The sequence below is a fragment of the Altererythrobacter sp. GH1-8 genome, assembly GCF_043702085.1.
Lineage (GTDB): Bacteria > Pseudomonadota > Alphaproteobacteria > Sphingomonadales > Sphingomonadaceae > Erythrobacter.
In genome coordinates this window covers 1,313,912-1,340,517 of the sequence record NZ_CP171690.1, presented here as the reverse complement: position 1 = coordinate 1,340,517, position 26,606 = coordinate 1,313,912, and the positions used below count along the sequence as shown (strand labels likewise).

General features: G+C 58.5%; 17 protein-coding genes. 8 read left to right on the top strand and 9 right to left on the bottom strand.

The window, feature by feature from the left end:
- Positions 1-39 precede the first annotated feature (39 nt).
- The 6 genes from cpaB to ACG9DO_RS06455 all read left to right on the top strand — a co-directional run bounded on the left by cpaB (position 40) and on the right by ACG9DO_RS06455 (position 6,849).
- Positions 40-1,119, top strand: a complete 1,080-nt coding sequence (gene cpaB / locus ACG9DO_RS06480) for a Flp pilus assembly protein CpaB (protein WP_394730898.1) — start codon at positions 40-42, stop codon at positions 1,117-1,119.
- A gap of 59 nt (positions 1,120-1,178) precedes the next feature.
- A complete protein-coding gene (locus ACG9DO_RS06475; RefSeq protein ID WP_394730897.1) occupies positions 1,179-2,801 on the top strand; it encodes a type II and III secretion system protein family protein in 1,623 nt (540 codons plus the stop codon).
- Between the two features lie 19 nt (positions 2,802-2,820).
- Complete coding sequence (locus tag ACG9DO_RS06470) at positions 2,821-3,471, top strand: CpaD family pilus assembly protein (RefSeq protein ID WP_394730896.1); 651 nt, start codon at positions 2,821-2,823, stop codon at positions 3,469-3,471.
- Positions 3,472-3,474: 3 nt separating this feature from the next.
- Complete coding sequence (locus ACG9DO_RS06465) at positions 3,475-4,761, top strand: pilus assembly protein CpaE (RefSeq protein ID WP_394730895.1); 1,287 nt, start codon at positions 3,475-3,477, stop codon at positions 4,759-4,761.
- A gap of 84 nt (positions 4,762-4,845) precedes the next feature.
- Positions 4,846-5,817, top strand: a complete 972-nt coding sequence (locus ACG9DO_RS06460; RefSeq protein ID WP_394730894.1) for a type II secretion system F family protein — start codon at positions 4,846-4,848, stop codon at positions 5,815-5,817.
- A 21-nt stretch (positions 5,818-5,838) separates the two neighbouring features.
- On the top strand, positions 5,839-6,849 hold the full coding sequence (locus ACG9DO_RS06455) for a type II secretion system F family protein (RefSeq protein WP_394730893.1): 1,011 nt from the start codon (positions 5,839-5,841) through the stop codon (positions 6,847-6,849).
- 47 nt (positions 6,850-6,896) lie between these two features.
- Here the strand turns inward: ACG9DO_RS06455 and ACG9DO_RS06450 are convergent, their stop codons facing one another.
- Complete coding sequence (locus ACG9DO_RS06450; protein ID WP_394730892.1) at positions 6,897-7,364, bottom strand: MarR family winged helix-turn-helix transcriptional regulator; 468 nt, start codon at positions 7,362-7,364, stop codon at positions 6,897-6,899.
- Between the two features lie 105 nt (positions 7,365-7,469).
- Positions 7,470-8,342 carry a crotonase/enoyl-CoA hydratase family protein gene (locus ACG9DO_RS06445; RefSeq protein WP_394730891.1) on the bottom strand — a complete coding sequence of 291 codons (873 nt, stop codon included), beginning with the start codon at positions 8,340-8,342 and terminating at the stop codon, positions 7,470-7,472.
- Between the two features lie 436 nt (positions 8,343-8,778).
- On the opposite strand from ACG9DO_RS06445, the gene ACG9DO_RS06440 reads away from it, so the two are divergent.
- Complete coding sequence (locus ACG9DO_RS06440; protein WP_394730890.1) at positions 8,779-9,681, top strand: B12-binding domain-containing protein; 903 nt, start codon at positions 8,779-8,781, stop codon at positions 9,679-9,681.
- Between the two features lie 146 nt (positions 9,682-9,827).
- Here ACG9DO_RS06440 and ACG9DO_RS06435 read toward each other — a convergent pair whose 3' ends face one another.
- Positions 9,828-10,613: an SDR family NAD(P)-dependent oxidoreductase gene (locus ACG9DO_RS06435; RefSeq protein WP_394730889.1), complete on the bottom strand. Its 786-nt coding sequence runs from the start codon at positions 10,611-10,613 to the stop codon at positions 9,828-9,830.
- Positions 10,614-10,640: 27 nt separating this feature from the next.
- Complete coding sequence (locus tag ACG9DO_RS06430; protein ID WP_394730888.1) at positions 10,641-11,813, bottom strand: acetyl-CoA C-acetyltransferase; 1,173 nt, start codon at positions 11,811-11,813, stop codon at positions 10,641-10,643.
- A gap of 382 nt (positions 11,814-12,195) precedes the next feature.
- On the opposite strand from ACG9DO_RS06430, the gene ACG9DO_RS06425 reads away from it, so the two are divergent.
- On the top strand, positions 12,196-15,264 hold the full coding sequence (locus ACG9DO_RS06425; protein WP_394730887.1) for a TonB-dependent receptor domain-containing protein: 3,069 nt from the start codon (positions 12,196-12,198) through the stop codon (positions 15,262-15,264).
- A 106-nt stretch (positions 15,265-15,370) separates the two neighbouring features.
- On the opposite strand, the gene ACG9DO_RS06420 is transcribed toward ACG9DO_RS06425, so the two are convergent.
- The 5 genes from ACG9DO_RS06420 to ACG9DO_RS06400 form a co-directional block, all read right to left on the bottom strand.
- Positions 15,371-16,078: a 2OG-Fe(II) oxygenase gene (locus tag ACG9DO_RS06420; RefSeq protein ID WP_394730886.1), complete on the bottom strand. Its 708-nt coding sequence runs from the start codon at positions 16,076-16,078 to the stop codon at positions 15,371-15,373.
- A 151-nt stretch (positions 16,079-16,229) separates the two neighbouring features.
- Positions 16,230-18,230, bottom strand: a complete 2,001-nt coding sequence (locus tag ACG9DO_RS06415; RefSeq protein WP_394730885.1) for an alpha/beta hydrolase family protein — start codon at positions 18,228-18,230, stop codon at positions 16,230-16,232.
- Positions 18,231-18,337: 107 nt separating this feature from the next.
- Positions 18,338-21,829 (bottom strand): TonB-dependent receptor domain-containing protein, encoded by a 3,492-nt coding sequence (locus tag ACG9DO_RS06410; protein ID WP_394730884.1) that lies wholly within the window; start codon positions 21,827-21,829, stop codon positions 18,338-18,340.
- A 353-nt stretch (positions 21,830-22,182) separates the two neighbouring features.
- The gene (gene clpB, locus ACG9DO_RS06405; protein ID WP_394730883.1) at positions 22,183-24,759 is read right to left on the bottom strand and encodes an ATP-dependent chaperone ClpB; all 2,577 of its coding nucleotides are present in this window, start codon (positions 24,757-24,759) and stop codon (positions 22,183-22,185) included.
- A gap of 179 nt (positions 24,760-24,938) precedes the next feature.
- Entirely contained in the window at positions 24,939-26,516 is a 1,578-nt protein-coding gene (locus tag ACG9DO_RS06400; RefSeq protein WP_394730882.1) for a leucyl aminopeptidase family protein, read from the bottom strand.
- Positions 26,517-26,606: the final 90 nt, after the last annotated feature.

Here is a 26,606-nt window from a genome sequence, read left to right as displayed (position 1 = left end):
AACAACTGAATAGGGCTGAGCAAGGGGGCTAGAATAGCCATGGATAAGAAGAAGCTGGTACTGCTGCTTGGGGCGCTGGTCATCGCGATCGGCACTGCGCTTGCAGCTCGGAGCATGTTTGCAGGCGCTTCGGCACCTGAAGCAGAGGCAGCGCAAGCCGTCCCGACAGGACCTAAGGTGCTGGTCGCACAGCGCGCACTGCCCACGGGCACGATCATCACCGCCGACGCGCTGGGTTTCCAGCAGTGGCCCGAAGAGCTGATGCAGGATGCGTACTTCCTCGACGGCGAGGCTGACGTAAATCAGCTGCTCGGCACTGTCGTTCGCCACCCGATCACGGCTGGCGAGCCCGTTACCCAAGGCTCACTTGTTAGCCCAGGCGACCGCGGCTTCCTCGCTGCAGCCCTGACCCCGGGGATGCGCGCGATCACTGTTCCAGTGTCCGCCAAGACCGGTGTTGCGGGCTTCGTCTTCCCGGGCGACCGTGTCGACATGCTGCTTACACAGACTGTTCAGGGTGCTGAAGGCCAGGCGCTGAAAGCTACTGAAACCGTTCTGCGTAACCTGCGTGTCCTCGCGACTGACCAGATGACCGAGCAACAGACGGTCGAAGGCAAGACAGTGGTTCGCGGCTTCAAGACAGTTACGCTCGAAGTGACGCCTAAGATCGCAGAAAAGATCGCTGTGGCTCAGACCATCGGTACGCTCAGCCTGGTCCTGCGCTCGATCGCAGACAATGAGGCTGAACTGGAACGTGCCATCGCTTCGGGTGACGTTGTTATCCCGGAAGATGCAACGCCAGAAGAAGAAGAGAAGCTGATCCGTACAGCCATGAATCAGCCGATCGACAAGGGCACGACCTACTCGACCGGTGGCGACGTATCGCGCTTCCAGCGCAGCTCGATGCCTGCTCCCAAGGGTGCACCGGCTCCTGCAGCAGGCGCCCCGGCAGCCGCAGCTGTCTACAACACAGGCCCGCAGGTCCGGGTGACACGTGGCAAGACCACGACGTCAGTTCCAGTGTCGAGTTCAGTTGGTGGCCTCGTCAACACCCAGACCAATGCCATGAGCCGCGGCGCGCGCACAGTGCCTGTCGCTGGCTCCGTGCTGGTCAAGTGATGGGGGCTAACATGTCGAAACAAGCCAAGGTTCAAGGGATTTCCAAGAGGGGCACTATCATGAAACGCCGCCTGACAGCCAAACTGCTGCTTGCGAGCATTGCAACTGCACCGCTCGCAATAGCACCGACCTCGATTGCCACTGCGCAATCAGTCAGCGCACCAGCACAGGATATCGTGATCTCGATCGGTCGTGGCGAACTCGTCACTATTCCGGGCGCGATGGCCGATGTCTTCATCGCCAACGACGCGATCGCCGATGTGCAGGTCAAGTCGCAGCGCCAGCTCTATGTGTTCGGCAAGGCCGGTGGCCAGACCACCATCTATGCCAGCAACTCGCGTGGCGATGTGATCTGGTCAGCCAACATCCGCGTTGGCAACAACATCGATAGCGTAGATCAGATGCTTGCCTTGGCAATGCCTGAAGCAAAGGTTGCGGTGTCCACCATGGGCTCCAACACTGTCCTGCTGACAGGCACGGTTGCGGCGCCTGAAGATGCTGCAGAAGCAGAGCGCCTGGTTTCTGCCTTCCTTGGCGATGACACCAATGTGATCAGCCGCCTGAAGATGGCAACGCCGCTACAGGTCAATCTTCAGGTACGTTTCGCAGAAGTCAGCCGCACGCTGGTTCGCGAAATCGGTTCCAACCTGTCGACCCGCGACCAGACCGGCGGCTTCCTGTTCGGTGTGCAGCGCGGTAACGGCCCGACGATTGGTGGCGCTGGTTCAGCCGGCCTTCCGATCATCGATGCATCGGATCGTTTTGGCCTGCCTCCGGGCTCGATCTCGCTGCCGTTCGACCCGGCAACCGGCGAGTTTGTGACTGGCGGAACGACCTATGACTTTACTTCCAGCCCGGCTCAGACTGCCATCCAGGCTGCTGGCCGCCTGTTCGGCCTCGATGTAGGTGCGGCTTTTGACTTGTCCGAACGACTCGGTCTTGTCACCACCCTGTCGCAGCCAAACCTGACCGCGTTGTCGGGTGAAACAGCTGACTTCCTTGCTGGGGGTGAGTTCCCGATCCCGATCAGTCAGGGTCTGGGCACCACAGCGATCGAATATCGTAACTTTGGCGTTAGCCTGAGCTACACTCCGACGGTCCTGTCGAATGGCCGGATCTCGATCCGCGTTCGTCCGGAAGTGTCTGAGCTGTCGACGCAAGGCGCTGTTGTGATCAACGGCTTCCAGATCCCCTCGCTGACCATCCGCCGCGCGGAAACGACTGTCGAGCTGGGTTCTGGCCAGAGCTTCATGATCGCTGGCCTGATGAGCAACAATGCACAGAACACTATCGACAAGGCTCCTGGCCTTGGCGATGTGCCGATCCTCGGCAACCTGTTCCGTTCACGCTCCTTCCGCAAGGGCGAGACCGAACTGGTGATCGTGGTGACACCATACCTGGTTGAGCCTGTAAACGCGAGCGATATCAAGCTGCCAACCGATGGCTTCCGCGCCGCTGACGAAGCTCAGCAGTTCCTCGGCTTCCGCGAAAACGACGGGGTATCAGGCGAAGAACGTCCGGGCCCTGAAGCGGTCGACAAGGATGCACCGGATCCAACGATCGGCGCGATGGACCCTGCTGCGATCATCCCGGGTCAGAACAATGACCCGCGCGAGGCGAAGAAGAAGTCCAACAAAAAGGATCGCCGTGCAGAAGGCGCGGCACCTGGTTTCAATCTCTAAGTCGAGGAAGGTGAGAACAATGCCTATTGCAAAGACTAGCAAACTGGCCGGCGCAATCGCTGTCTCGCTTGGCCTCGTGCTGAGCGGATGCGGCGGAATGCCAACCAACCGGAGCCTTTATTCAACCAAGCAACCGGTTGTTGAACGCACCAGCTACACCATGGACTTCGCTGCCAATGCAGAAGGTCTGACCATCCCGGAGCAGCAACGTCTGAACGGTTGGTTCGAAGCGATGGACCTCAGCTATGGCGACCGCGTATCGATCGATGATCCGATGGCGAGCCAGGCAACGCGTGACGATGTGGCAGCAATTGCCGGTCGGTATGGCATCCTGCTGGCTGAAGCGGCTCCCGTCACGTCGGGCATGATGCAACCGGGCAATGTGCGCGTCGTCCTGACCCGCTCTACTGCATCGGTTCCGGGTTGCCCCGACTGGTCAGCAAAATCCGACATGAATTACGAAAACGCAACCCATCCGGGTTACGGCTGCGCAACAAACAGCAATCTGGCGGCCATGGTCGCCAATCCGGAGGATCTGATTCAAGGTCAGAAAGGTTCCGGCGAGACTGTAATCATGAGCTCGACCAAAGCGATCGACAGTTTCCGCGAACGTGCGCCATCTGGCGGCGGCGGCAATATCGCTGGCGGCGGCGGACAAGGAGGAGAATAAGTCATGAACGCTCCATGGAAATCCGGTATGCCCGGCAATCGCGACGCCTTTGCCGCATATATTTGCGACGACAACGCACTGGACGTGCTGCGTCCGGTCGTGATCGAGCTCGGCTGGCAGCCTGAAAAGTGCAACAAGGGTGGCCTTCGCAACGCGATCCAGTCGCTCTCGGTCAGCGCCAGCCCGAACATCCTGCTGGTCGACCTGTCGGAAAGCGGCGATCCGCTCAACGACATCAACGCTCTGGCAGAGGTGTGCGAGCCCGGCACGGTCGTGATCGCTATCGGCCAGGTCAACGACGTTCGCCTCTATCGCGATTTGCTCGCAAGCGGCATCCACGACTACCTGCTGAAGCCGCTTTCGGCTGGCCAGGTGCGTGATGCGCTGAACCAGGCACAGGCAGCCTTTGCAGCGCCCAAGAGCGGTGACGGCGATTCAGTCAAGCGCCACATCTCGACCGCAGTGGTCGGGACGCGAGGCGGCGTTGGCGCATCCATGCTCACGACTTCGCTCGCATGGCTGTTCAGCGACACCCACAAGCTTCCAACCGCGATGCTTGATCTCGATGTCCACTTCGGCACCGGTGCGCTGGCGCTGGATCTCGAGCCAGGCCGCGGCCTGACCGACGCGATCGACAATCCGAGCCGCATCGACGGTTTGTTCATCGAACGCGCCATGATCCGCGCCAATGACAATCTGTCGATCTTGTCGGCAGAGGCTCCGATCAATCAGCCACTGATGACCGACGGCGCCGCCTTCGTACATCTGGAGGAAGAATTCCGCCAGGCGTTCGAAATGACGCTGGTCGATCTGCCGCGCAACATGCTGATCAACTTCCCGCATGTTCTCGCCGACGTGAACCTCGTCTTGCTGACGACGGAAATGACGCTGGCTTCGGCACGCGACACGATCCGCATTCTCAGCTGGCTCAAGACCAACGCAGCGCATGCGCACCCGATGATTATCGCCAACAAGGTGCAGTCGGGCGTGGCAGAGATCAGCAAGGCTGATTTCGAAGCCTCGATCGAACGCAAGATCGATTTCTCGATCCCCTATGACGCGAAGGCAGCTGCCAATGCAGCAAAACTTGGCCAGGTGTTCGTTGAAGCGAACCGATCGGCCAAGGCCACCGCTGTCATCAAGCAGATCGCAGAGCGCATCCTGGGTGCGAGCGAAGACGATCTGGCATCGCTTAGTGAAGAGAAGAAGTCGCTCCTGGGAGGCTTCGACCTCAAATCGCTGCTGGCGAAGAAAGACAAAGCTGAACCGGTTAGCGAACCGGTTGAGTAACGCTTCTTTTGTGAGCGGCAGGGCAAAGCGCCAGCTGCCGCTCACAACAAGAGCCGCGAGAACAGGGAAAGGCGGGACACGCACATGACTACCCTCCAGCTAATGCTGATAATCGGCGTCGTAATGGCGGCGCTCGTGGGCGGCTATACGCTTGCATTTTCGGGTTCTTCCGCGAAAGCCAGCCAGCGCCGCTTGCAGGCTGTGCGCTATCGCCACTCAGAAAGCACCGATACCAAGGTTGAATCGCAACTGAAAAAAGCGATCGCTGCGCGTAAACCGAAAACCCACAAGGTCGCTGGCTCCGGCTCGCGCGTTGAGGCCCTTGAAATGCGGCTCGACCGCACTGGCAAGGGTTGGACGTTGCAGCAATATTTCTACGCTTCGCTCGGCGTTGGCCTTGCAATTGCGGTGGTAGTGTTCTTGCGAAGTGGAGCTTTCCTGTTGTCGCTTGGGGTTGGCGCGGTGATCGGTGCTGGCCTTCCGCATCTGGTCGTCGGGCATTTCATCAAGAAGCGCACGAACGCCTTCAATGCGAAATTCCCGGATGCTATCGAGCTTCTCGTTCGCGGTCTTCGCTCCGGTTTGCCGGTAACAGAAACGCTCGCTGTGGTCGCACAGGAAGTTCCTGGACCAGTTGGCGAAGAATTCAAAGGCGTGGTCGAACGGATCAAGATCGGCCGCACGATGGAAGAATCGCTCCAGCAGACTGCGGACCGCCTCGGTATTCCCGAGTTCAACTTCTTTTGCATCACGCTTGCGATTCAACGCGAGACCGGTGGTAACCTGGCAGAGACCCTGTCGAACCTCGCCGATGTGCTTCGCAAGCGCGCGCAGATGAAACTGAAGATCAAGGCGATGAGCTCTGAATCGAAAGCCTCTGCCTACATCGTCGGCTCCTTGCCCTTTGTCGTCTTCGTGATGGTATGGTGGGTGAACCCGAAATACATCAATGGCTTCTTCACTGATGATCGCCTGATTGTGGCCGGTCTTGGCGGAATGGTCTGGATGGCGATTGGCGGCTTTATCATGGCCAAAATGGTCAACTTCGAAATCTGATCGAGACAAGAGAGAACCGCAATGAACCAGCCCGGCCCAACTCTCCTCGGCTTTGACGTTATCCTCGTCGGCTCGATCCTTGCCGGGATCGCAGCCATGGCCGTCCTGTTCGCGATCTACAACGCGGTTACCATTCGCGACCCGATGGCAAAGCGCGTCAAATCCCTGAATGACCGCCGCGAGGAGCTCAAGGCAGGCATTATCACGCAGAGCGCCAAGAAGCGTACCAGCCTCGTCCGCAAGAACGAGACAGCGAACAAGGTCAAGGACTCCCTTGGCAAGATGAAGGTCCTGCAGGACAGCCAGATCAAGGAGATCCAGCAGAAGCTGGCCTATGCCGGCATCCGCAACAAGGACCTCGCACCGATCGTAATTCTCGCTCGTATGATCCTCCCGGTGGTGTTGGGCATGATTGGCGTCACGCTCATCTACGTTATCGACTACTTCCCTGACTGGGGCGGGATGAAACGCGTGGGAGCAATGGGTGCTCTGCTGTACTTCGGCTACAAGGGTCCGGAAATCTTCCTGCAGAACAAGGCCGGCAAGCGCACCAACGAGATCCGCAAGGGTTTGCCTGACGCGCTCGACCTTCTGGTCATCTGCGCCGAGGCCGGCCTGACGATTGACGCCGCCTTCAACCGCGTCGCCAAGGAACTGGGTCGTGCGTACCCTGAATTGGGTGATGAATTCGCCCTGACCGCGATCGAGCTGTCCTTCCTCAACGAGCGCAAGATGGCCTTCGACAATCTGGCCTATCGCGTCGACCTGGAAGCGGTTCGCGGGGTGGTGACCACGATGGTCCAGACGGAACGCTACGGTACGCCGCTCGCCAGTGCGCTGCGCGTCCTGTCAGCCGAATTCCGTAACGAGCGCATGATGCGCGCCGAGGAAAAGGCAGCCCGCTTGCCTGCGATCATGACAGTTCCGCTGATCATGTTCATCCTTCCGGTGCTGTTCATCGTGATCCTCGGTCCGGCGGCCTGTTCCATCGCCGATGCCTTCGCCGGCGACGGTCCTCCGGGACGCGGCTAAACACAAAGCCTTCCGCTTAGGAAAGCCTTATCGGCCCGCTGCATCACTCACGATGTGGCGGGCCGAATGCGTTTGGCGTGATCGAACACCTGCGCGAGCAGTTTGCGCAGGTGCACCTGCTGCTCGGGATCGAGGCCGGCAAAGATCTCGCGTTCGCTCTCCTGTGCAAGGGGCATGACTTCAGCGTAAACCGCCCTGCCCTCATCGGTTAGGTTGAGCAGATGCGAGCGTCCGTCGCGGGAATTCGGCTCTCGAGTAATGAGCCCACGATCTTCCAGCACCTTGCAAGCACGATTGACCGCAACCTTGTCCATCAGCGTCGCTTCGGTGAGGTGCCGCTGAGTCGCCGCACCTGCATCGCCAAGCACCGCCATCACCCGCCATTCCGGCACTTTCAGCCCGAACCGCGCGCGATAACGCGAGGCGATTACGCTGCTGACTGCGTTTGATGTGATGGAAAGCTGGTAAGGCAGAAAGTCCGCCAGCTTCTTCTGTGTGCCACCCGTCTCGCTCATGATGAACTCGTTTCACACGCAACGATGTGTGTTGGCAAGTCTGCCACGCAATTTTTGACAAGTTCGCAGATGCTGCGGCGAAATGATGAATTGGGAAACACGGACCTAGCGATATTCCGGTTCCTCCCACCACGGGAAGAATTCCGGCATATCCTCGCTTACTTTGCCAGGGTAGGAAGGTGGCCGTTTCTCGAGGAAACTCGCGATACCTTCCTGCGCGTCCTTACCCCGCGAAAGCGTGTAGATGGCCTTGCTGTCGACCCGGTGCGCCATCATCGGGTGCTCGGTATTGGAGAGGCGCCACATCATCGCGCGCGTCATCGCGACCGAAACCGCAGAGGTGTTGTCGGCGATCTCACGCGCAAGGCCGCGGGCTGCCTCCATCAGCTCGGCCTGCGGATGGATGGAGCGAACCAGCCCGCCGGCCTTGGCTTCCTCTGCATCGAATACCCGGCCGGTGTAGCACCATTCGAGCGCCTGGCTGATCCCGACAATCTTGGGCAGGAACCAGCTGGAGCAGGCTTCCGGCACGATCCCGCGCCGCGCAAACACAAAGCCGTAGCGCGCGTTCTCGCTCGCGAGCCGGATATCCATCGCCAGCTGCATGGTCGCACCCACGCCAACCGCGACGCCATTGCAGGCGGAGATCAGCGGCTTGGTCGATTGAAACAGCCGCAGGTTCAGCTTGCCCCCGCCATCGCGCACAGTCGGATCGGACAGATCCTCTACGTCCTTGGGGTCGGAAAAGACAAGTCCCCCACCCTCCGGCGTCAGGTCCGCACCCGCACAGAACGCCCGGTCCCCTGAGCCGGTGAAGATCACCGCCCGCACGCTGTCATCCGCATCGATATCGTCCATCGCGCTGACGATCTCGCCTTGCATGTGGCGCGTATAGGCGTTCATTTTCTCCGGCCGGTTGAGCGTAATAGTGGCGATCCCATCCGCTTTTTCGACGAGAATCTGATCATACAAGCTCATGCCTCTGCTCCCTTTGTTTTCAAGCGCTTGTGCAAATGTTGGTTACGCATGTTACACAGTCCTGAGCAAGAAACCACAAGGTGCTCGCCGAACGGCAAAATTGGTGTGAGGGAAAATGGCAGGCAGGCGGTTTTCATGCCCCCATGACTAGCGCTTCGCGGGCCAAGTAGGAAAGTTGGCGAAAGTCCGCTGGCGGCCCAGTTGCGGACAAATTTTGCCGTGCACTGCTATGCTGCTAGCGGCCAGTCCGCTCGGGTCGAGGCATGGTTAAGCGCGGATTGGCTGCTCTTGCCAGCATCGGCTTATAGCAAATGACTGAACTGGCGGCTTTGAACCCATCAGATGGGTAAGGCGCGATATCTATCGACTAACTCTCACCGATTTGCTCTTATGTGAAGCGGTCGGCCATTAAGGCAAGAAAGTCGGGAGAGTCGGAATGGGGCATTCCGTTGGTGAGACAGGAATCCCTGTCTTGAAGCTGAAGGATATCAGTAGGTTTGAAAGCACCTTCCTTGAGCCGGCTCTACGCAAACGTAACGATATTGCAGAACGCCAAAGCCGCCTGGCTCGATTCGTGTCAGGTGAGGTGGTCCCGAGGCTCATCCGCCTTCACACTGACGTCTTGCCCGATGCGCCCCCACTCGAAATATTGATCGAAGCGTTAAAGCCAAACAAGGCAGATATCAGCGATTTCGCTGAAATTCTCCTTGGGGACGACCTCGAAGCTGCGGCAAATTACGTCACGCTCATGCGCAATCGCGGCCTGTCGATAGATGTTCTGTATTCCGAATTGCTTGAGCCTACCGCACGCTATCTGGGCGAGTTGTGGGAGCGGGACGAGTGTGATTTCATCGACGTTACCATAGGTGTGGGTCGCCTGCAGACTCTGCTTTCGATATTCAACGAGACCTACTCCCTCCCGAAACTGAAGACAAAGCGCCGCGTATTGATGGCGGCGGCACCCGGCAATCAACATGTCTTTGGCGTATCGATAATCGAAGAACTGCTCTCTGCAGGAGGCTGGCGGGTTCAGATCGAACATTCAGGCGATGCCGATCAGGTCAAAAGCGTCGTGCGTGACGGCTGGTTTGCCGTGGTTGGCTTCACCGTTGGCTCTGACCTGCAAATGGAAGATCTGAAAGCGTTCATTGGCGATGTGCGCCGGGAATCACAAAATGGCGCGATTGGCGTGATGGTTGGCGGATCGATGTTCACCAAAGACCCTTCGCTTGCAATTCAGGTCGGGGCGGACGCGACTGCGCCAAATGGGCCTACAGCTGTCCTCGCCGCCCAAAAGCTGTTTGATAAGGCTGCTGTAGAGCGGAGAGCGGTCTTGTAACACCGATAGGCTGCTCGCGCTCCGACAAGTTGGGCAGACTGTCCGCTTTCCACCCCAATTGCCAACACTTGCGAAGCCTGGAATAAATCGCCGCCCATGCGGTTGGCACAGGCGGCGACTGCTGGTCTGACTTAATGTGTTAAAGCTTAGCGCGGCGCCATGCGGATCGCGCCGTCGAGGCGCACATCCTCGCCGTTGAAATAGCCGGTTTCGATCATGCACATCGCGAGCTTGGCATATTCGGCAGGTATGCCGAGACGTTTGGGGAAAGGCACCGAAGCCGCCAGCGCATCGCGCACGTTCTGCGGCGCAGCGGCAAGCAGCGGGGTGTCGAAAATGCCCGGCAGGATCGTGTTGACGCGAATGCCTTCGTTCATCAGGTCGCGTGCGATGGGTAGCGTCATGCCGATCACCCCTGCTTTCGAAGCCGAATAGGCGGCTTGTCCGATCTGGCCATCCTCACCTGCAACCGAAGCGGTGTTCACGATCGCGCCGCGCTCTCCGAATTCATCGATCGGATCGAGGGTGAGCATTCCGGCAGCCGACTTGGCGATACAGCGGAAGGTTCCGATAAGGTTGACCTGGATCACAAAGTCGAAGGCTGAAACGGGGAAGTGCTTGATCGAACCGTCTTCCTTGGAGCGGCTGGCGGTCTTGATCGCATTGCCGATCCCTGCGCAGTTGACGAGGATACGCTCCTGCCCATGCGCTTCGCGGGCCTTGGCAAAGCCTGCATCGACATCGTCATCACTCGTCACGTTGACCTTGCAGAAAACGCCGCCGATTTCCGCGGCCATGGCGTTGCCCTTGTCTTCGTTCATATCGAAGATCGCGACTTTCGCGCCCTTGGCTGCCAGCGCGCGAGCGGTCGCAGCACCAAGGCCGGATGCGCCGCCGGTGACGACTGCGGGGGTGTTGGCTGAAACTTCCATCAAAATTTCCTCTCAGATTGGAATAACTTAGACCGACTCGATGATCGTGACGTTAGCGACACCGCCGCCTTCGCACATCGTTTGCAGGCCGTATTTCTTGCCGTGACGCTTGAGCGCATGGACCAGCGTCGCCATCAATTTCGTACCCGATGCGCCAAGCGGGTGGCCAAGCGCAATCGCGCCGCCATGGACGTTCAATTTATCCGGGTCGGCTCCGGTATGCTTGAGCCAGGCGAGCGGCACGGAAGCGAACGCCTCGTTTACCTCGTACAGGTCGATATCCCCGAGCTTCATCCCTGCCCGATCCAGCGCCTTGTCGGTCGCGAACAGCGGTTCTTCCAGCATGATGACCGGATCGCCGGCCGTCACAGTGAGATTGTGAATGCGCGCCAACGGCGTGAGGTTGTGGCGTTTCAGCGTTTCCTCGTTGACGATCAGAACCGCCGAGGACCCGTCGCAAATCTGGCTCGCTGAAGCGGCCGTCAAAGCGCCTTCGGGATTCATCAGCTTGACGCCTGCAATCCCTTCAAGCGTCGCATCAAAGCGGATGCCTTCATCAACCGTGTGCATCTGCTCGCCCTCGGGCGTTTCGATGGCCACCGGCACGATCTCGTTTTCGAAAGCTCCCGCCTGTGTTGCCGCAATCGCCTTCTCGTGGCTGGCCAGGGCAAACCGGTCGAGCTCATCCTTGGTAAAACCGTGCTTCTTCACCAGCATTTCCGCGCCCATGAACTGGCTGAACTGGATACCGGGATACTTCGCCTGAAGCTCAGGCGACATGTAGTGTCCGAGCCCTTCCTTCATGTGGAAGGTCGCATTAGAGCCCATCGGCACACGGCTCATGCTTTCCACGCCGCTCGCAATGACTGCATCCTGCGTCCCGCTCATCACGGCTTGCGCGGCGAACTGGATCGCCTGCTGCGAAGAGCCGCACTGACGGTCGATCGTAACCGCCGGAGTAGATTGCGGCAGGTGCTTGGAGGCGAGCACGCCCATCCGCCCGACCTGCATTGCTTGCTCGCCGGCCTGCGTCACGCAGCCGGTGATGACGTCGTCAATCGCGGCCGGATCGATGCCCGAGCGCTCGACAATAGCGTCCAATGACTTCGCTAGAAGGTCGACCGGGTGCACCCCTGCAAGCCGCCCTCCCCTTCGCCCGCCAGCGGTGCGGACAGCTTCGACGATATAGGCAGTTGGCATGGGGGTTTCCTCTCGGTTGCAATTGGCCACTGAGGTAGGGTTGCTTTACGTTTGCGTCAACCGGGTTTCCGCATCGAATAGGTGGCTCAGAGGGCATGGATTGGAGCCAACCATGGGTGTTGCAATCAAGCTACACAGTATTGCGATTTTGCCGCTCACCCCGCAGATTACTGGTATTTTCGAGCGGCATAGGTCAGGTCGCTTTGCAGGGACTGGCTAATCACCGCGCAAGCTTCGTGCTGCGTGGATGAAAACCTTTGCCCGATGAATTGGGTCTGAGGAGGTTACCCCCCCGTCCACAAGGGGGATCATGACATCGCAGATCCGCAACAAATCGAGTGTTTTTAGACACTTGGTTTCATCATTGAGGGTATTGAACCAAATGAAAATTTCTACACAACTCCGGCTTAGCGCAGGTTCGCTGGCGGTCGGTCTGGCTCTGGCATCGGCACCTGCTGCCTTTGCTCAGGACGAGATCGATACCGCAGCCGAAGCTGCCGAAACCGATGAACTCATCATCGTTACGGGTTCGCGTATCTCACGTCCGAATATCGAATCTGCCAGCCCGGTTGCAGTGGTAACCGGCGAAGCGGCCACGGAATTCGCAGACGTGACGCTCGACACCTTCCTCAACACGCTGCCGCAGGTAAACCCGGCCGGCACGACCACATCGAACAACCCCGGCAACGGTGGTCAGTCGAACATCAACCTGCGCGGCCTCGGTTCGAACCGTAACCTCGTGCTGGTCGATGGTCGCCGTCCGATGGTGTCCGCAAGCGACCTTACGGTCGACCTCAACACCATTCCGGCTGCGATGATCGAACGGATCGACGTGATCACTGGCGGTGCTGGTGCCGTTTACGGTGCCGACGCGATTGCAGGGGCCGTGAACATCATCCTGAAGGATGATTTCGAAGGCCTCGACCTGCGGATCAATTACGCGAACGCGCTGCGCGACTGGGATGCTGAAGAATACAGCATTTCCGGCGTTCTCGGTGGCAACTTCGCCGACGGCCGCGGTAACGCTGTAGTCGCATTCGATTATTCGGATCGTCAGCAGCTCATCAAGGCGCAACGCGAATTCTCGGTCTTCGCGACCTCGACAACGTCGTTCCTGCCCGATGGCCTGTATTTCGAATCCGGCAACGCCCCAACTCAGGCTGCGGTTGACGCCGTTTTCGGTTCTTACGGTGTCGCACCTGGTGCGGTTCCAACCGGCAGCACGCTGATCGGCTTCAACCCCGATGGAACGCTGTTCTCGCGCGGGATCTTCAACAGCCCGATCGATGTCCAGAACTTCACCGGTCCGGTCGACTTCTCCGTCAACCAGGCGCTGTTCCCGGACTTCTACTCGTACAACTTCGACGAAGTGAACCTGCTGGTGCTCCCGCTTGAGCGCACCTCGGTCAACGCGAAGGTCGACTACGAGTTCTCGCCGGCCTACAACGTGTTCGCACAGGGCGGCTACACCCGCTACACGTCGGCAACGGCTCTGGCGCCGACGCCGATCCCGACCGTTCGTTCGCGTCCTGCGGGTCAGAACAGCTCGATCGAAGTGGCATCGAACCTCATCGAACCCGGTGCGAGCGTTGCCAACCTGCTGATCATTCCGGTAACCAACCCGTTTATTCCGGCGGATCTGGCTACACTGCTGGCCTCGCGTACCGGTAACAACGCCAACCTGGTAGGTTCGGGCGCAACCGAACCGTTCCTCATGCGTCAGCGTACGCTGGACATCGGCCTGCGTCAGTCGAACTACACCAACGAAGTCTTCCAACTGCTGGCAGGCGTCAATGGCGAATTCGCACCGGGCTGGACCTACGAACTGAGCTACTCCTTCGGTCGCACCTCGATCGATCAGGAGCAGACCGGCAACGTCAACACCCAGCGCCTGATGGACATGCTGGCAGCCGCTGACGGCGGTGCAAGCCAGTGCGACGGCGGGTTCGATCCGTTCGGTCGTCAGCCGATTTCGTCTGACTGCGTCGAATATCTGGAAGCGACTGGCTTGCTGCGCAGGACCTTCACTCGCAAGATCGCGCAGGGCTATGTGACAGGCGAAGTGGCTGAATTGCCAGCCGGCATGATGCAGGTCGTACTGGGCGCGGAAAGCCGCAAGTTCGATTATGAACTCGATCCCGGTTCTGCCGCTGGACCTATCTCGGGCTTCAATACCCAGACCCCTGACGAAGGCACCAACGAGTTCCTCGATTTCTTCGGTGAACTTTACATCCCGATCGTGTCGGGCGCCCCGTGGGCCGATCGTCTCGAACTGACTCTCGGCTATCGTACGTCGCGCAGCGATTTCACCGACATCATCAACGATGTGTCGAGCGATTCAACCTGGAGCGATGCGTACAAGGCTGAACTGATCTGGTCGCCGAATGCGGACATTAACGTTCGTGGTAGCTATCAGCGTTCGGTTCGTGCGCCGAACTTCGGTGAACTGTTCTCGGGCGGCGGCTCTGCTCCGCAGATCTTCGACCCGTGCTCAGTGACTTCGAACTTCCGCATTTCGGGCGGTGCGGCTGCAACAGCGGCTTGCCAGACCTTGGGTGGCAACGGCGGCGTTTCTGCTGCAGCGGTGTCTAATTTCGTTCAGTCACCGGGTGGCCAGGCATCGGTCGAACTTGAAGGCAACACCGGCCTCAAGCCTGAAACCGCCGATACCTACACCGCAGGCGTGTCGTTCACGAACTTCTTTGGCCTGATTCCGGGCCTGAGCGGTTCGATCGATTACTACAAGATCGATATCAGCGACACGATCCAAGTTCCGGATGTCAACACGCTGATCGCGGATTGCTATAACTACTATGGCGCCAATGCGAACCTCACCAACACGGATGTCTGTAACCAGATCATTCGTTTCGGCGGGGACATCCTGTTCCTTAACGGACCGGACGGCAATGATGCATATCCGGGCGTGAATGGCGGTACGCTCTCGACTTCGGGTATCGATGCACAGCTGTCTTACAGCTTCGCACCGGGCCTTGCAGCCGAGGACAATCTGCGCATCAACCTGCTCGCCAACTACCTGATCGACTACAAGCAACAGGTTCTGTCCGAGCAGCCAGAACTCGACTATGCAGGTACGGCATCCTTCTTCGGTGCCGGTCTGGGCACGAGCTTCCCTGAGTGGAAACTCTACCTCGACACCAACTACCGCATCGGCGATCTGGGCTTCCAGGTACGCGCGCGTTATATCGACGGCATGGAAAACCGTGCATCGGTGATCTTCCCTGGTGAAGAATTCACCGGTCCGGGTAGCGCGATCTATGTCGATACAGCTGTCAGCGCGAATATCCAAAACTTCACGCTGCGTCTGGGCGTGAACAACGTATTCGACAAGCAGCCGGAAACTTACTCACCGAACGTGCAGTCGGGTACCGATCCGTCGCTTTATGACGTTATCGGACGCCGGGTGTTCGGCTCGGTTGGCTTCCGCTTCTAAGCGAAGCAGTTGCGACAAAGAGAAGGGGTCGTCCGAAAGGACGACCCCTTTTTTATGCGTTCAGGCTTGGCGACGAAGCCTTTGATGCAGGCTGGCGTCCACAAATCTACTGGCTGCGCAGCCATCCCGTGATTGAATAGCGCGTATCTGTCACAAAGGGCGGCACAAAAGTCACGCTATGCGGCTGCGGCACTGCGAAAATGCGCAAGGCGTTGAACCGGGGAACGAAAGCGTGAACCGTGTCACCATGCGGGAAGCTCAAGAGTCCCCCCCAATCGGCCTTCCAACCCTCGCTCAAGCTGAAGACATAGGCTGCGAGCCGGTTCTTCCCTTCGACACTGTCATCATGCTGGGTCAGGAAATGCCCTGCCGAGTAGGCGGTGGCTTGCGCGTCGGCGAAGGCAATCCTTGACAAGCCAGTCACCTGGCGCAGGACTGCAAGCGTGGGGTCGTCACACATGAATTCAGCGAATCCATGCAATGCATCAGCATCTGGCTTCCGCTGTGCCCGCTCGTCGGGTACGCGGATCGAGCGATAGCGGAATTGGAAGGTATGCGCCGCGCGCGCATGGATCATCCGGTCGATCTGCTGCTTGCGTGCATCATCCAGCGCGTCGAATGCGGTAACTGGCATATCGAAGGTCTGGCTCTCGCCGCGGAACACCTCAGACCAGTCTGATCGTTCGGAAAGGTGCGCGGCGAGCTGCCGCGCCTGATCATTGGGGAGGAATCCATCGAGCGAAACGCTGCCTGTCTCCGCAAAGTGGCGCGCGCAGGACTCGATATCCAAATGGGGGGACAGAGCGAATTCCATCACAACTCCCTAGCGCATATTCTTGCCAAATCGAATGGAAGAATGGGGTGTTCGGCTCGCTTGCCCTATCCGCACTCAGCTCAAGAACCCAAAAGAAATGGAGCCCGCCTTTCGGCGAGCCCCATCATGCGTTCAAAGTTCCGTGAGGCGATCAGAGGCCGCCAGGGCCGCAATCGTTCTTCAGGTAATCGAGGACCTTGGTGTAGAGCTGCTGCTGGTGGGTGAACATGTGCGTGTTTGAGAAGTGGTCAGCCCCTTCAATCGTCACGAACTGCCCGACCTTACCGGCCTTCTCGAACGCCTTCTTGTAGTCCTCATAGTGGTAGTACATCACGCGGCGGTCATCGTCCGGATGGATCATGAGCAGCGGGATGCTGACCTTCTCAACCTCGTTAATGGGGTTGATCCCGATCATGCCGCGCCGCTGCGACCAGTCGTCCAGAGCCTTCGGTGCATTGGGATCGCGGCGGCCCCTGTACTGCTTTTCAGCATCGGCCACCGCTGCCACGGCAATGGAACATTGGTACAGCTGCGGATCGCGTGACAGCGCATAGAGCGCGGCCTGTCCGCCGTAGGACCAGCCGAAGAACGCAACCCGGTTCGGATCGGCCAGACCCTGATCGATCAGGTACTGGACGCCGTCATCCTTGTCGTCCTGCATTGCGAGGCCATGCTCACCATATCCGGCATCGAAGTGCTTCTGTCCCCAGCCAGTCGAGATTCGCTGGTCGGGGTGGAACACCATGTAGCCATTATTCGCGAGGAACTGGCCGATCTCATCGTAGAGGACCATGCCGTTCACATGCGGCCCGCCATTGTGCTGTACGATCAGAGGGAATGGCCCCTCACCCTTCGGGACCGTAATCCAGCCTGGGATTTCCAGACCGTCGCGCGCCTTGTAGCGGATGTATCTGACATCAGCCAGCTGCTCGGGATTGAGCAGCGGGTTCCGGCTCCCAAGCTTGGCCATCTTGCCGTCCTTGACCAGCCAATACGAGCCGGGGTCACGCGGGCCGATATTGTTGACGATCATGGTGTTGCCATCGCGAGACCGGCTCGTGACGCGGATGAAATGCGCATAGGGGATCTGCTGCTCAAGCGCATCATAGAGCGCCTTCTCCTCAGCATCGAACCATACACGCTCCATCTTCGCCCCAGGATACCACGCGGCTACCATCTTGTTGTTGCCCGGTATCGAGTGCCACTGCACGCCAATGATGTCAGCCTGGTTCGTCTGGGCAAGCTTCTCGCCATATTGTCCGGTCTTGAAATCGAACTCGTAAAGCGCCGCCTTGTCCTCGCCATTGAGGTTGTCGATCACGTACCCAATCGTTGGATCGTCGGCCCTGAAACCTTGAACCCCATGGATCCCTCCGAGCACCCGATACAGGTTTTCATACTCGTCGAGGTCGTATTTCTGAGCCATTTCTGACCAGCTGCCCTCGCCGGGCATGCGGTAGGACACGATCAGTTCGTTTGACCCCCGCTCGATCCGCGTCGAAGTGCGCGGGTTACCCTGATTGTCGAACGAAATCGTCGGGTACTTCTCACTGCCCTTGATCACGAGCGAGCGCGTGCCGCGCTCGAGGTTGAAGCGGTAATAGGCGCGCGGACGGAACGCTGCAAAAGGATCGACACCAGTCGGGTCAGGGATCGCATTGCCCTCGCCAATCAGCACAGTGTCCGGCTCGTCTGGCATTGTATTGACGAGTTGGAAGTTGCCGTCCAGCTCAGAGAACTTATTCTCTTCCAGATTATAAGCAAATGCCTTGTAGCTGCGAATATCTTCTTCCGGTCTGGTCACGCGATTGCGGACGACCTTCCAGGCCGTTCCAAATATGTAATTGTCGCTGACCCATTGCGCCTGGATGATCTCCATGGGATCGGCATTGAGGCGGCGCAAAGGCTTCGAGAGATCATCCGTGGAGTAAATCTCCATGATGTACTCGCCTTCCTTGCTTTCCAATTTGTGAACCAGCACGTGTTTGCCATCAGGCGAGACCTCGACCGCATTCACCACAGTGCGCAACGACCAAACATCGATCGGGACAGGAGCATCCGCCTGCGCTTCTGCAGGGGCGGGAGAAACGCTCAGACCAAGTGCAGAAACACCGATCATGGCAGCTAGGAGGGGGATTTTGAAAGATTTCATGCTCGACTCATTCTGCGATTTGAGGATGTGGGAGTAAACCAAAAAGGCGGCCCCAAAACAAGAGCTTGGGACCGCCTTATGCTATAAACTATCGAAGATGAACAGGATCAAAAGTTGTACTGAACACTCGCGAAGAATTCACGGCCATCATAATCATAGCCAGCGCCGATGACTGTATTCGAGATGGCAAAGCCTTCGCTGCTATCGATTTGTGGCGGGGCAGTGTTGAAGATGTTGTCAACACCTGCGATTAGAGTGAAGCGATCCGTCCGATAGCGCACGGAAGCGGTATGCAGGAACTGTTCCTTTGCAAAGCCGACGTCGCGGCAGAATATCCCGTCGCCCGCGACCCCGAGCGCACCGCCACCAAGACAGGTATCGCTGAACTGGTTGACAGGGGTGCCATCAGGTCCGATTGGCGGTCCGCCTCCTGGGCCCCGGCCAAAGACGTCTGCAAATGCGTCGACCGCATCCGGATCCTGCTGGACCGGACCTGTGTAACGCACCTGATAGGTCAGGCGAACCTTGTCCACTTCGGCAGTGAAAATCGCCCGGCCACTCCATTTTGGCAGACCAATTTCACCGGTGTCTTCGTCAAACGCGACATCTCCATTGTCATTGATGAATGTGCTGCTGCTTTCGAGCAAGCGGTTGGCCCGGATTTCGACACCCAGATCTACCATTTTCCCGAACATACTCACATCCTTGCCGAACGTGGCGTTGAAATCCATGCCACGCACGCTCTGGAGATCGAAGTTCAGGAATTCGCTGCTCAGTGTATCCACAAGACCACGATCGAATGCATTGACCACGCCGTTAAGCGGATCGTAGGTCAAGCGGTCACAGAACTCGCTCCGCGTGCCATCTTGGCGTAGAAAGCAGTCATTGATCACAAACTGAGATGCCGGCTCGACGATCGAATCCTTCACCTTGATGTCATAATAGTTGAAATTCAAGGCCACATCAAAGCCGTCACCGATGGTTTCCTCGAAAGCGAAACCGGTAGTAATCGAGCGCGATGTTTCAGGATCGATGTCGAATGTGCCGCCCGAGAAGGTCCGGACGCTGGTGTTCTGAACCGGCTGGGTATTCGGTGCGAGGCCGACTTGGGTGGGATCGCGCCCTTCGCGTATGCAGTTTGCAAGAACTTCAGCAGGGCGTGTCTCATTCGCTTCGACATAGCCTGTGCCCGGCACAAAGGCTTCATTCGGCACGGCGCAGGGGTCGAACAGTGTCTGAAAACCCTGTTGCGCCTGAAGAAAATTCTCCCGCAGGTTTGGCGCACGGAACGATGTGCCATAGCTGAATTTGAGGAGCAGCGGCGCCACCGGACGCCACCCGCCCTTGATCGCATAGGTGAAGTTCGTTCCGTAAAACTCTTCCTTGGTAACGCGACCGGAAAGGTTCAGGCTGAGCTCTTCAACCAGCTTCTTGTCCGCGAGGAGCGGCAAATCAATTTCACCGAAGCCTTCGAGGATGTACTTTTCGCCTACAGCGCCGAGGTCCTGACTAAACGCAAAGAACAAGCCATTAGCTGCGACGTCGTTCGGACGAGAGTCTATCGAGTCAGTGCGGTATTCCGCACCGAGCACCACACCCACTGGTCCGCCCTGCAGTTGGAACACGTCGCCGGTCACGAACGCGGACAGGATCTTTTGTTCGTAAACCGTGTCGAATTCGCGGGTTCCGAACAGATAATCACGTTCCGCCTGGGTGGCGAAATCGCCGATTGGCGTGCTCAACAGCGAAGGGGCGAAGAGGTTTACCGGGACACATCCATCTGCCAGTCCGGGAGCTGCCAGTTCAGGATTGGCAAGCGCGTCGGAATCGCATGGGGTAATTCCCGGATTTCCATAGAGAACCCCAAACTGATTAAGGTCGCTGTAATCGTCAGCAATACCATCGCCAGTGTTGTCGATGATTCCGTCGCCGTTGAAATCGATCGTTGGGTCAATTCCAAGTGCGAAAGCGAGTTTGTCCTCGCGCACACCGGTGCGAACTGACTTACCTTCTGCGCGTGAATACACGAATGAGGCATCAAAGGTCCAGCTTGGCCCGATAAACGGCAGATCGCCTTTCAGGCCCAGCACGCCACGATACTGTTCCTGCGTCACGTCAACGTTGTTGCGGTCTCCTTCGACCGAGATAATGGGGAAAACCGAGACGTTCACGCCGGTAGGTGAGCCCGGAAAGAAGCCGCCAGGACCCCAGATCGGACGGCCGCTGAACGGAATGAACAGCGCATTGTCAATTGCGCGGCAATCCGCGCCCCCTGCATCTATATTACAAGGGTTGAACTGGTTCTCAGCTGGCACGTCCGGGAAAAGGAACGATTGGAAAGCGTTGTCAGAATAGATTTCCGCTCGACTGTAGTTTGCCTCGAAGTAAGGAGTGAGGTTGGCCGCCCCGGGCAAAGTATACTCGCCGTATGCCATCACGTTCAACAACTTCTGCTCACTCAGGAATACGCGATCCTGGTCAACGTTGTTGCCGTTGTAGTCCTGATCATCGACGTCACGAATACCGTCAAAGTTGAAATCAAGCGGATCGAGAAACGCATTTTCGCGAGTAGCGTAGCCGGGCAAGCCGAAGAAACGCAGGTTATCAAAAGTGTCGCCGCGCTGGAAAAATACCGAATTAAGGAAGGTATTGTTGGGAATGAAACGGCCGGTTACCGCCTGTATCTTACAGGGGCTGGTAGCGCCGGTCGAAATCTGACCGAACGGTCCCCCAAAGCTGTCGCGAAGCACTAGTGCATTGGTCCGCTGATCTATCGTATAGATATTACCATCCTGATCAACTTCGAGATGCTCGTCACAGCCACCGAAGAAGTCACGATCTCGGTAGCGGATTGTATCACGGTAATCATATTCCGCGCCGAAGCCGATGAAGCCACGGTCTAGGTTGATCCCGTAACTGGCGCTGACAGTATAGTCCTCGCCAGCACCCTGTGGATTGATTTCTCCGCGGCCGAACAGTTCAAGCCCATCAAAGTCCTTACGAAGGATAATATTTGCAACGCCAGCAACAGCGTCCGAACCGTAGATTGATGAAGCGCCATCAAGCAGCAAATCATAGCGATCGACGAGCGATGCGGGAATGAGATTGATTGATGGGTTTACCGGTGCGCCTTCAACACCAGCCGGGGCAAGACGACGACCGTTTAGCAGCAAGAGCGTCCGATCAGCACCCAAGCCACGTAGGTTTAGCGTGACTGATCCCGGACCGTTGGCAAGCACGAAGCCCTGGAACGTTGCATCGACTTGCTGACCGGCGGCCGATTCATCGCGCTGCAAAATCTGCGTTGGGTCAAAAAGCCCCACATCTCTAGACTGCTCTGTCGTGATAACCTGCAAGGGTGAAATGCTCGAGTAGGTGTCGCGCACGATACGCGAACCGGTAACGGTGATCGTGCCTTGAGGTTGCGCGGTTTCTTCGCCAGTCGTGATATCGACTTGCTCGTCTTCCTCATCTTCCTCGACAACTTCTTCAGCCTGCTCATCTGCATCCTGAGCCAGCGCAGGCGCGCCCATAACAAGAGCGAGGGCCGACGCCGAGAATGCGAGGCCCTTCACGGAATTCGTGCGAAACTTGTTCATGCTTTCTCCAGTCACCGAATAAAGGGGACGGAAGGAATCGTCTCTCAGGATTGGCCGCGCGCTCGCCCCCGCAAGGTTGAGATGCGACCAATCTTCAGAAGCGAATCCAGTCCCCTTAGATGACCGTTTTGTGAAGGAGAGATTAACGCGTGTCAAAGCCCTCTTGAGCGCTTTTGCCGCCACTGTGGCGAGATTCCCACAAGCACCCCGTTCGGCTAATATTATTACTTGATTTGAGCACCATGCATCGCGAAATAACAAGCAGGAGGGTCAAGATTTACGATAATATCAACGTACAGCAAGGGTTAGACATGACCGCGTGGCCTGCAGAGCGTTGAAGCTGCCAAGCTCCGTCACGCAACGCTGATCTTGAGTTCGCCGTCGCCCTCATCGATGCTCACCATGCTGCCGTCGGGAACCTTGCCTTCCAGCAACATCTCCGCCAGCGGGTCCTGAAGATAGCGCTGCACTGCCCGCTTCAAGGGCCGCGCGCCATAGACTGGGTCATAGCCCACCCGGCCCAGCCAGCGCAGCGCAGCATCGGTCAGATCGAGCATGATCTTCCGGTCCTTCAAGAGCTTTTGTACGCGACCGACCTGGATCTCCACGATTGGCGCCATGTGTTCCTGGCTGAGGCGGTGGAACAGGATGATCTCGTCCAGCCGGTTGAGGAATTCAGGGCGGAAATGACCGCGCACGACATCCATCACGTCCTTCTCGACATCTTCGACCTTACCGTCATCGGGCAGGTTGGAGAGGAACTGGCTGCCAAGGTTGGAAGTAAGGATGATCAGCGTGTTGGAGAAATCGACCACCCGGCCGTGCCCGTCGGTCAGGCGCCCGTCATCGAGCACCTGCAGCAGCACGTTGAACACGTCGCTATGCGCTTTCTCGACCTCGTCGAACAGCACGACCTGATAGGGCCGCCTGCGCACCGCCTCAGTCAGCACACCGCCTTCGTCGTAACCAACATAGCCTGGAGGCGCGCCAATCAGCCGCGCGACCGAGTGCTTCTCCATGAACTCGCTCATGTCGATGCGGACCATCGCCTGGTCATCGTCGAACAGGAATTCAGCAAGCGCCTTGGTCAGCTCAGTCTTGCCGACGCCCGTGGGCCCGAGGAACAGGAATGAGCCCAATGGCCGGTTCGGGTCCTGCAAGCCAGCCCGCGCGCGGCGCACCGCCTTGGACACGCTTTCAACGGCCTTTTCCTGGCCGATCACGCGCTTGCCGAGAAGTTCTTCCATCTGGAGGAGCTTGTCGCGCTCGCCTGCCATCATCTTGTCGACCGGAATGCCGGTCCAGCGGCTGACAACGGAGGCGATATCCTCCTCGGTCACCTCTTCGCGCAACAGCGCATTTTCAGAGGCGCCGCGCGCTTCTTCCAGCGCCTTTTCCAGCTCGGGAATCTTGCCGTAGGACAGCTCACCGGCCTTGGCGAGATCGCCTTCGCGCTGCGCCTGCTCCAGTTCGATCCGCGCTGCATCAAGCTCTTCCTTGATCCGGCTTTCCGCCTGGATCTTGTCGCGTTCGTTCTGCCAGCGAGTGGTCAGTTCCGCCGACTGCTGCTCCAGGTTCGCAAGTTCCTCGCGAAGCGCAACCAGCCGATCCCTCGAGGCATCGTCGCTTTCCTTCGAGAGCGCCTGCTCTTCGATCTTCAACTGGATGATCCGCCGGTCAAGCGTTTCGATCTCTTCCGGCTTCGATTCCACTTCCATCCGGATGCGCGAAGCCGCTTCGTCCATCAGGTCGATGGCCTTGTCCGGCAGGAAACGGTTCTGGATGTAGCGGTTGGACAGCTGAGCCGCAGCCACGAGCGCATTGTCAGTGATGTTGACGCCGTGATGCAGTTCGTATTTTTCCTTGAGACCGCGCAGGATCGAGATCGTGTCTTCGACCGAAGGCTCTTCGATATAGACCGGCTGGAACCGTCGTTGCAGCGCCGGGTCCTTCTCGACATATTTTTGATATTCATCGAGCGTGGTGGCGCCGATGCAATGCAGCTCGCCGCGCGAAAGCGCAGGCTTGAGCAAGTTGGAGGCATCCATGCTGCCTTCCGAAGCGCCTGCCCCGATCAGCGTGTGCATCTCGTCGATGAAGAGAATGATCTGGCCATCCGCGCCCTTCACTTCATCAAGCACGGACTTCAGCCGCTCTTCGAATTCGCCGCGATATTTGGCGCCTGCGATCAGCGAGCCCATGTCGAGCGACATCAGCGTGCGGCCCTTGAGGCTGTCGGGCACATCGCCATTGGCGATGCGCAGCGCGAGGCCTTCCGCAATCGCGGTCTTACCGGTGCCAGGCTCGCCGATCAGCGCGGGGTTGTTCTTCGTGCGGCGCGCGAGAATCTGGATCGTGCGGCGGATTTCCTCGTCACGGCCGATCACCGGATCGAGCTTGCCGTCGCGCGCGGCCTGCGTGAGATCGCGCGCGTACTTTTGCATCGCGTCATAGGCATTTTCCGCGCTGGCAGTGTCAGCCTTGCGCCCGCCGCGCAGTTCCGAAATTGCCGCTTCAAGCGCCTGGGGGGTAAGGCTTGCAGCCTTGAGCGCTTCTCCCGCCTTTGTCTTGGAGATCGCCAGCGCGACCAACAGCCGTTCTACGGTGACATAGCTGTCGCCCGATTTCTCCGCGATCTGCTCGGCCTGGTCGAGGACGCGCACCGCGTCGTTATCGAGTCCGGGCGTCGCCTGCGCACCGCCGCCCGAGACAGCCGGGATCCTGGCAAGCTCTGCATCCACCGCATCGACAGCGAGCATAGGGTTACCGCCCGCACGCTGGATAAGGCCAGCGGCCATGCCTTCCTTGTCTTCCAGCAGGGCCTTTAACAGGTGGACAGGGGTGATCCGCTGATGCTCCATCCGGATAGCAACAGTTTGCGCACTTTGCAGGAAACCCTTGGCTCGGTCAGTGAATTTTTCCAGGTTCATGGCTGATCCCTCATATGACTACTAACCTCAGATGGTGTGGCATTTCAGCAACACAAGCCCTCTGCGCAAATTTCGAGGTGTATTAGTCAGATAGGTAGGCTCTGCGCGAGAGGGCGCAAGCCCCCATCGCACAGATTCTGTATCCCTGCCTTGATCCTGCTCAATTGCCTTGATCCTGCTCAATTGTCTGGCTGTGGTCGCCAGTTGCGGGCCAGGTCATCCAGCAGCATCACCCCGAACCCCCGAGCACCGACCGGAATCAGTGGCCGCGCCTTTGTGGTACGGTCCACCGGAGCCATATCGATATGGATCCAGGGCATATCTTCCGGCACGAAGAATTCGATGAAATGCGCACCAGAGCTTGCGCTCGGGCTGATCCCGCTGTTGCGTACATCGGCGATATCAGATGTCCTTACCGCATCGCGATAGGCTGGATGCAGCGGCAAGCGCCAAAGGCTCTCGGTCGTGCGCTCCGCCGCAGCCAACGCGGCTTCGGCATAGTCATCCTTGCGCGCAAACAGCGCAGCGTATTCATCGCCAAGAGCGCTAACCGCACCGCCGGTCAGAGTGGCAATGTCAATCACGCCCCAGGGTTTCTTGCGGTCTACCGTGTATTCAATTGCATCGGACAGGACGAGCCGCCCTTCGGCGTCGGTCGAGAGTATTTCGATGGTCTTGCCGGAATAGGTCCGCACGATATCGCCGGGCCGCTGCGCATTGTCGCCGGGCATGTTCTCCGCCAGCGCCGCGACCGCAACGACATGGACCGGCGCTTCCGACTTGGCGAGGCTCAGGATCGCACCGCTCACTGCCGCTGCGCCCGACATGTCGCCTTTCATCTCCCACATCCCGCTGTTGGGTTTGAGCGAAATACCCCCGGTATCGAAGGTAATGCCCTTGCCCATCAGCGCCAGCGGCGGTCCGCCAGCCCCGCGATAAGTCACCACCATCAACCGGCTTTCGCGCGGGCTGCCCTGCCCGACACCTACGATCGCCCCCATGTTGAGCCGGCGCATATCGGCCGGTTCGAGAACTTCGATGGTGACATTGTCCACGCCGCGTAGCTCTTCCCGCACACGCGCGACGAAGCTTTCCGGATAGATGACGTTGGCTGGTTCGTTGACGAGGTCGCGCGCGAGCCGGACACCTTCGGCCAGATGCACGTGACGGCTTGAGAACAGCACGTCTGCCTGACTGGCGCCTGCCCCGACAATCGTGACCGGATCAACCGGCGGGGCCTTGCGGTCGCTGTCGTAGCGATCAAAGCGATATTGCCCCAAGGTTGCACCAAAACCGATATCGGCCATCGCAGCCGCATCGTCCACGCCAAGGATCGCGATCGGCGCTTTGACGGATTTCATCTTCTGCACGACCGAGCCGCCCACTTCGCGCCAGTTGATCGCTGCCTGATCCTTCGGCGTCACTCCTATCAAGGTGATGCGCGGATTGCCCGGCCCGGTCGGGATGTCGAGCGACTGGCCATCCTTGCCTTCGAATTGCTCCGCTTCGATCCAGGCGCTGGCATCATCTGGTAGTTCAATTCCGCTTGGCAATTGCGCGTTCGCCATGATGACCACCAAGGCCGCATCGGCGGGCGCGCTGGTTTCAAAGCGGATCGGGCGTTCCTCACTGTTGGCTACGGTGGAAGGCGCTACGCCTGATCCAAAAACCTGCTGTGCTGACACGGGCGTAACGCTGGTCGCAAGCGCAATGGCAGTGATGGGCAGGGCAAGCCTGGCGATGGATCTGAAAGTCACGATTATCCCTCTATTCAATACAAGCTAAGTGCTGGTTCGCTGTTGACCGGCGAGGCAGCCAAACGCAATGTCCGCACAAAGCAAAATCGA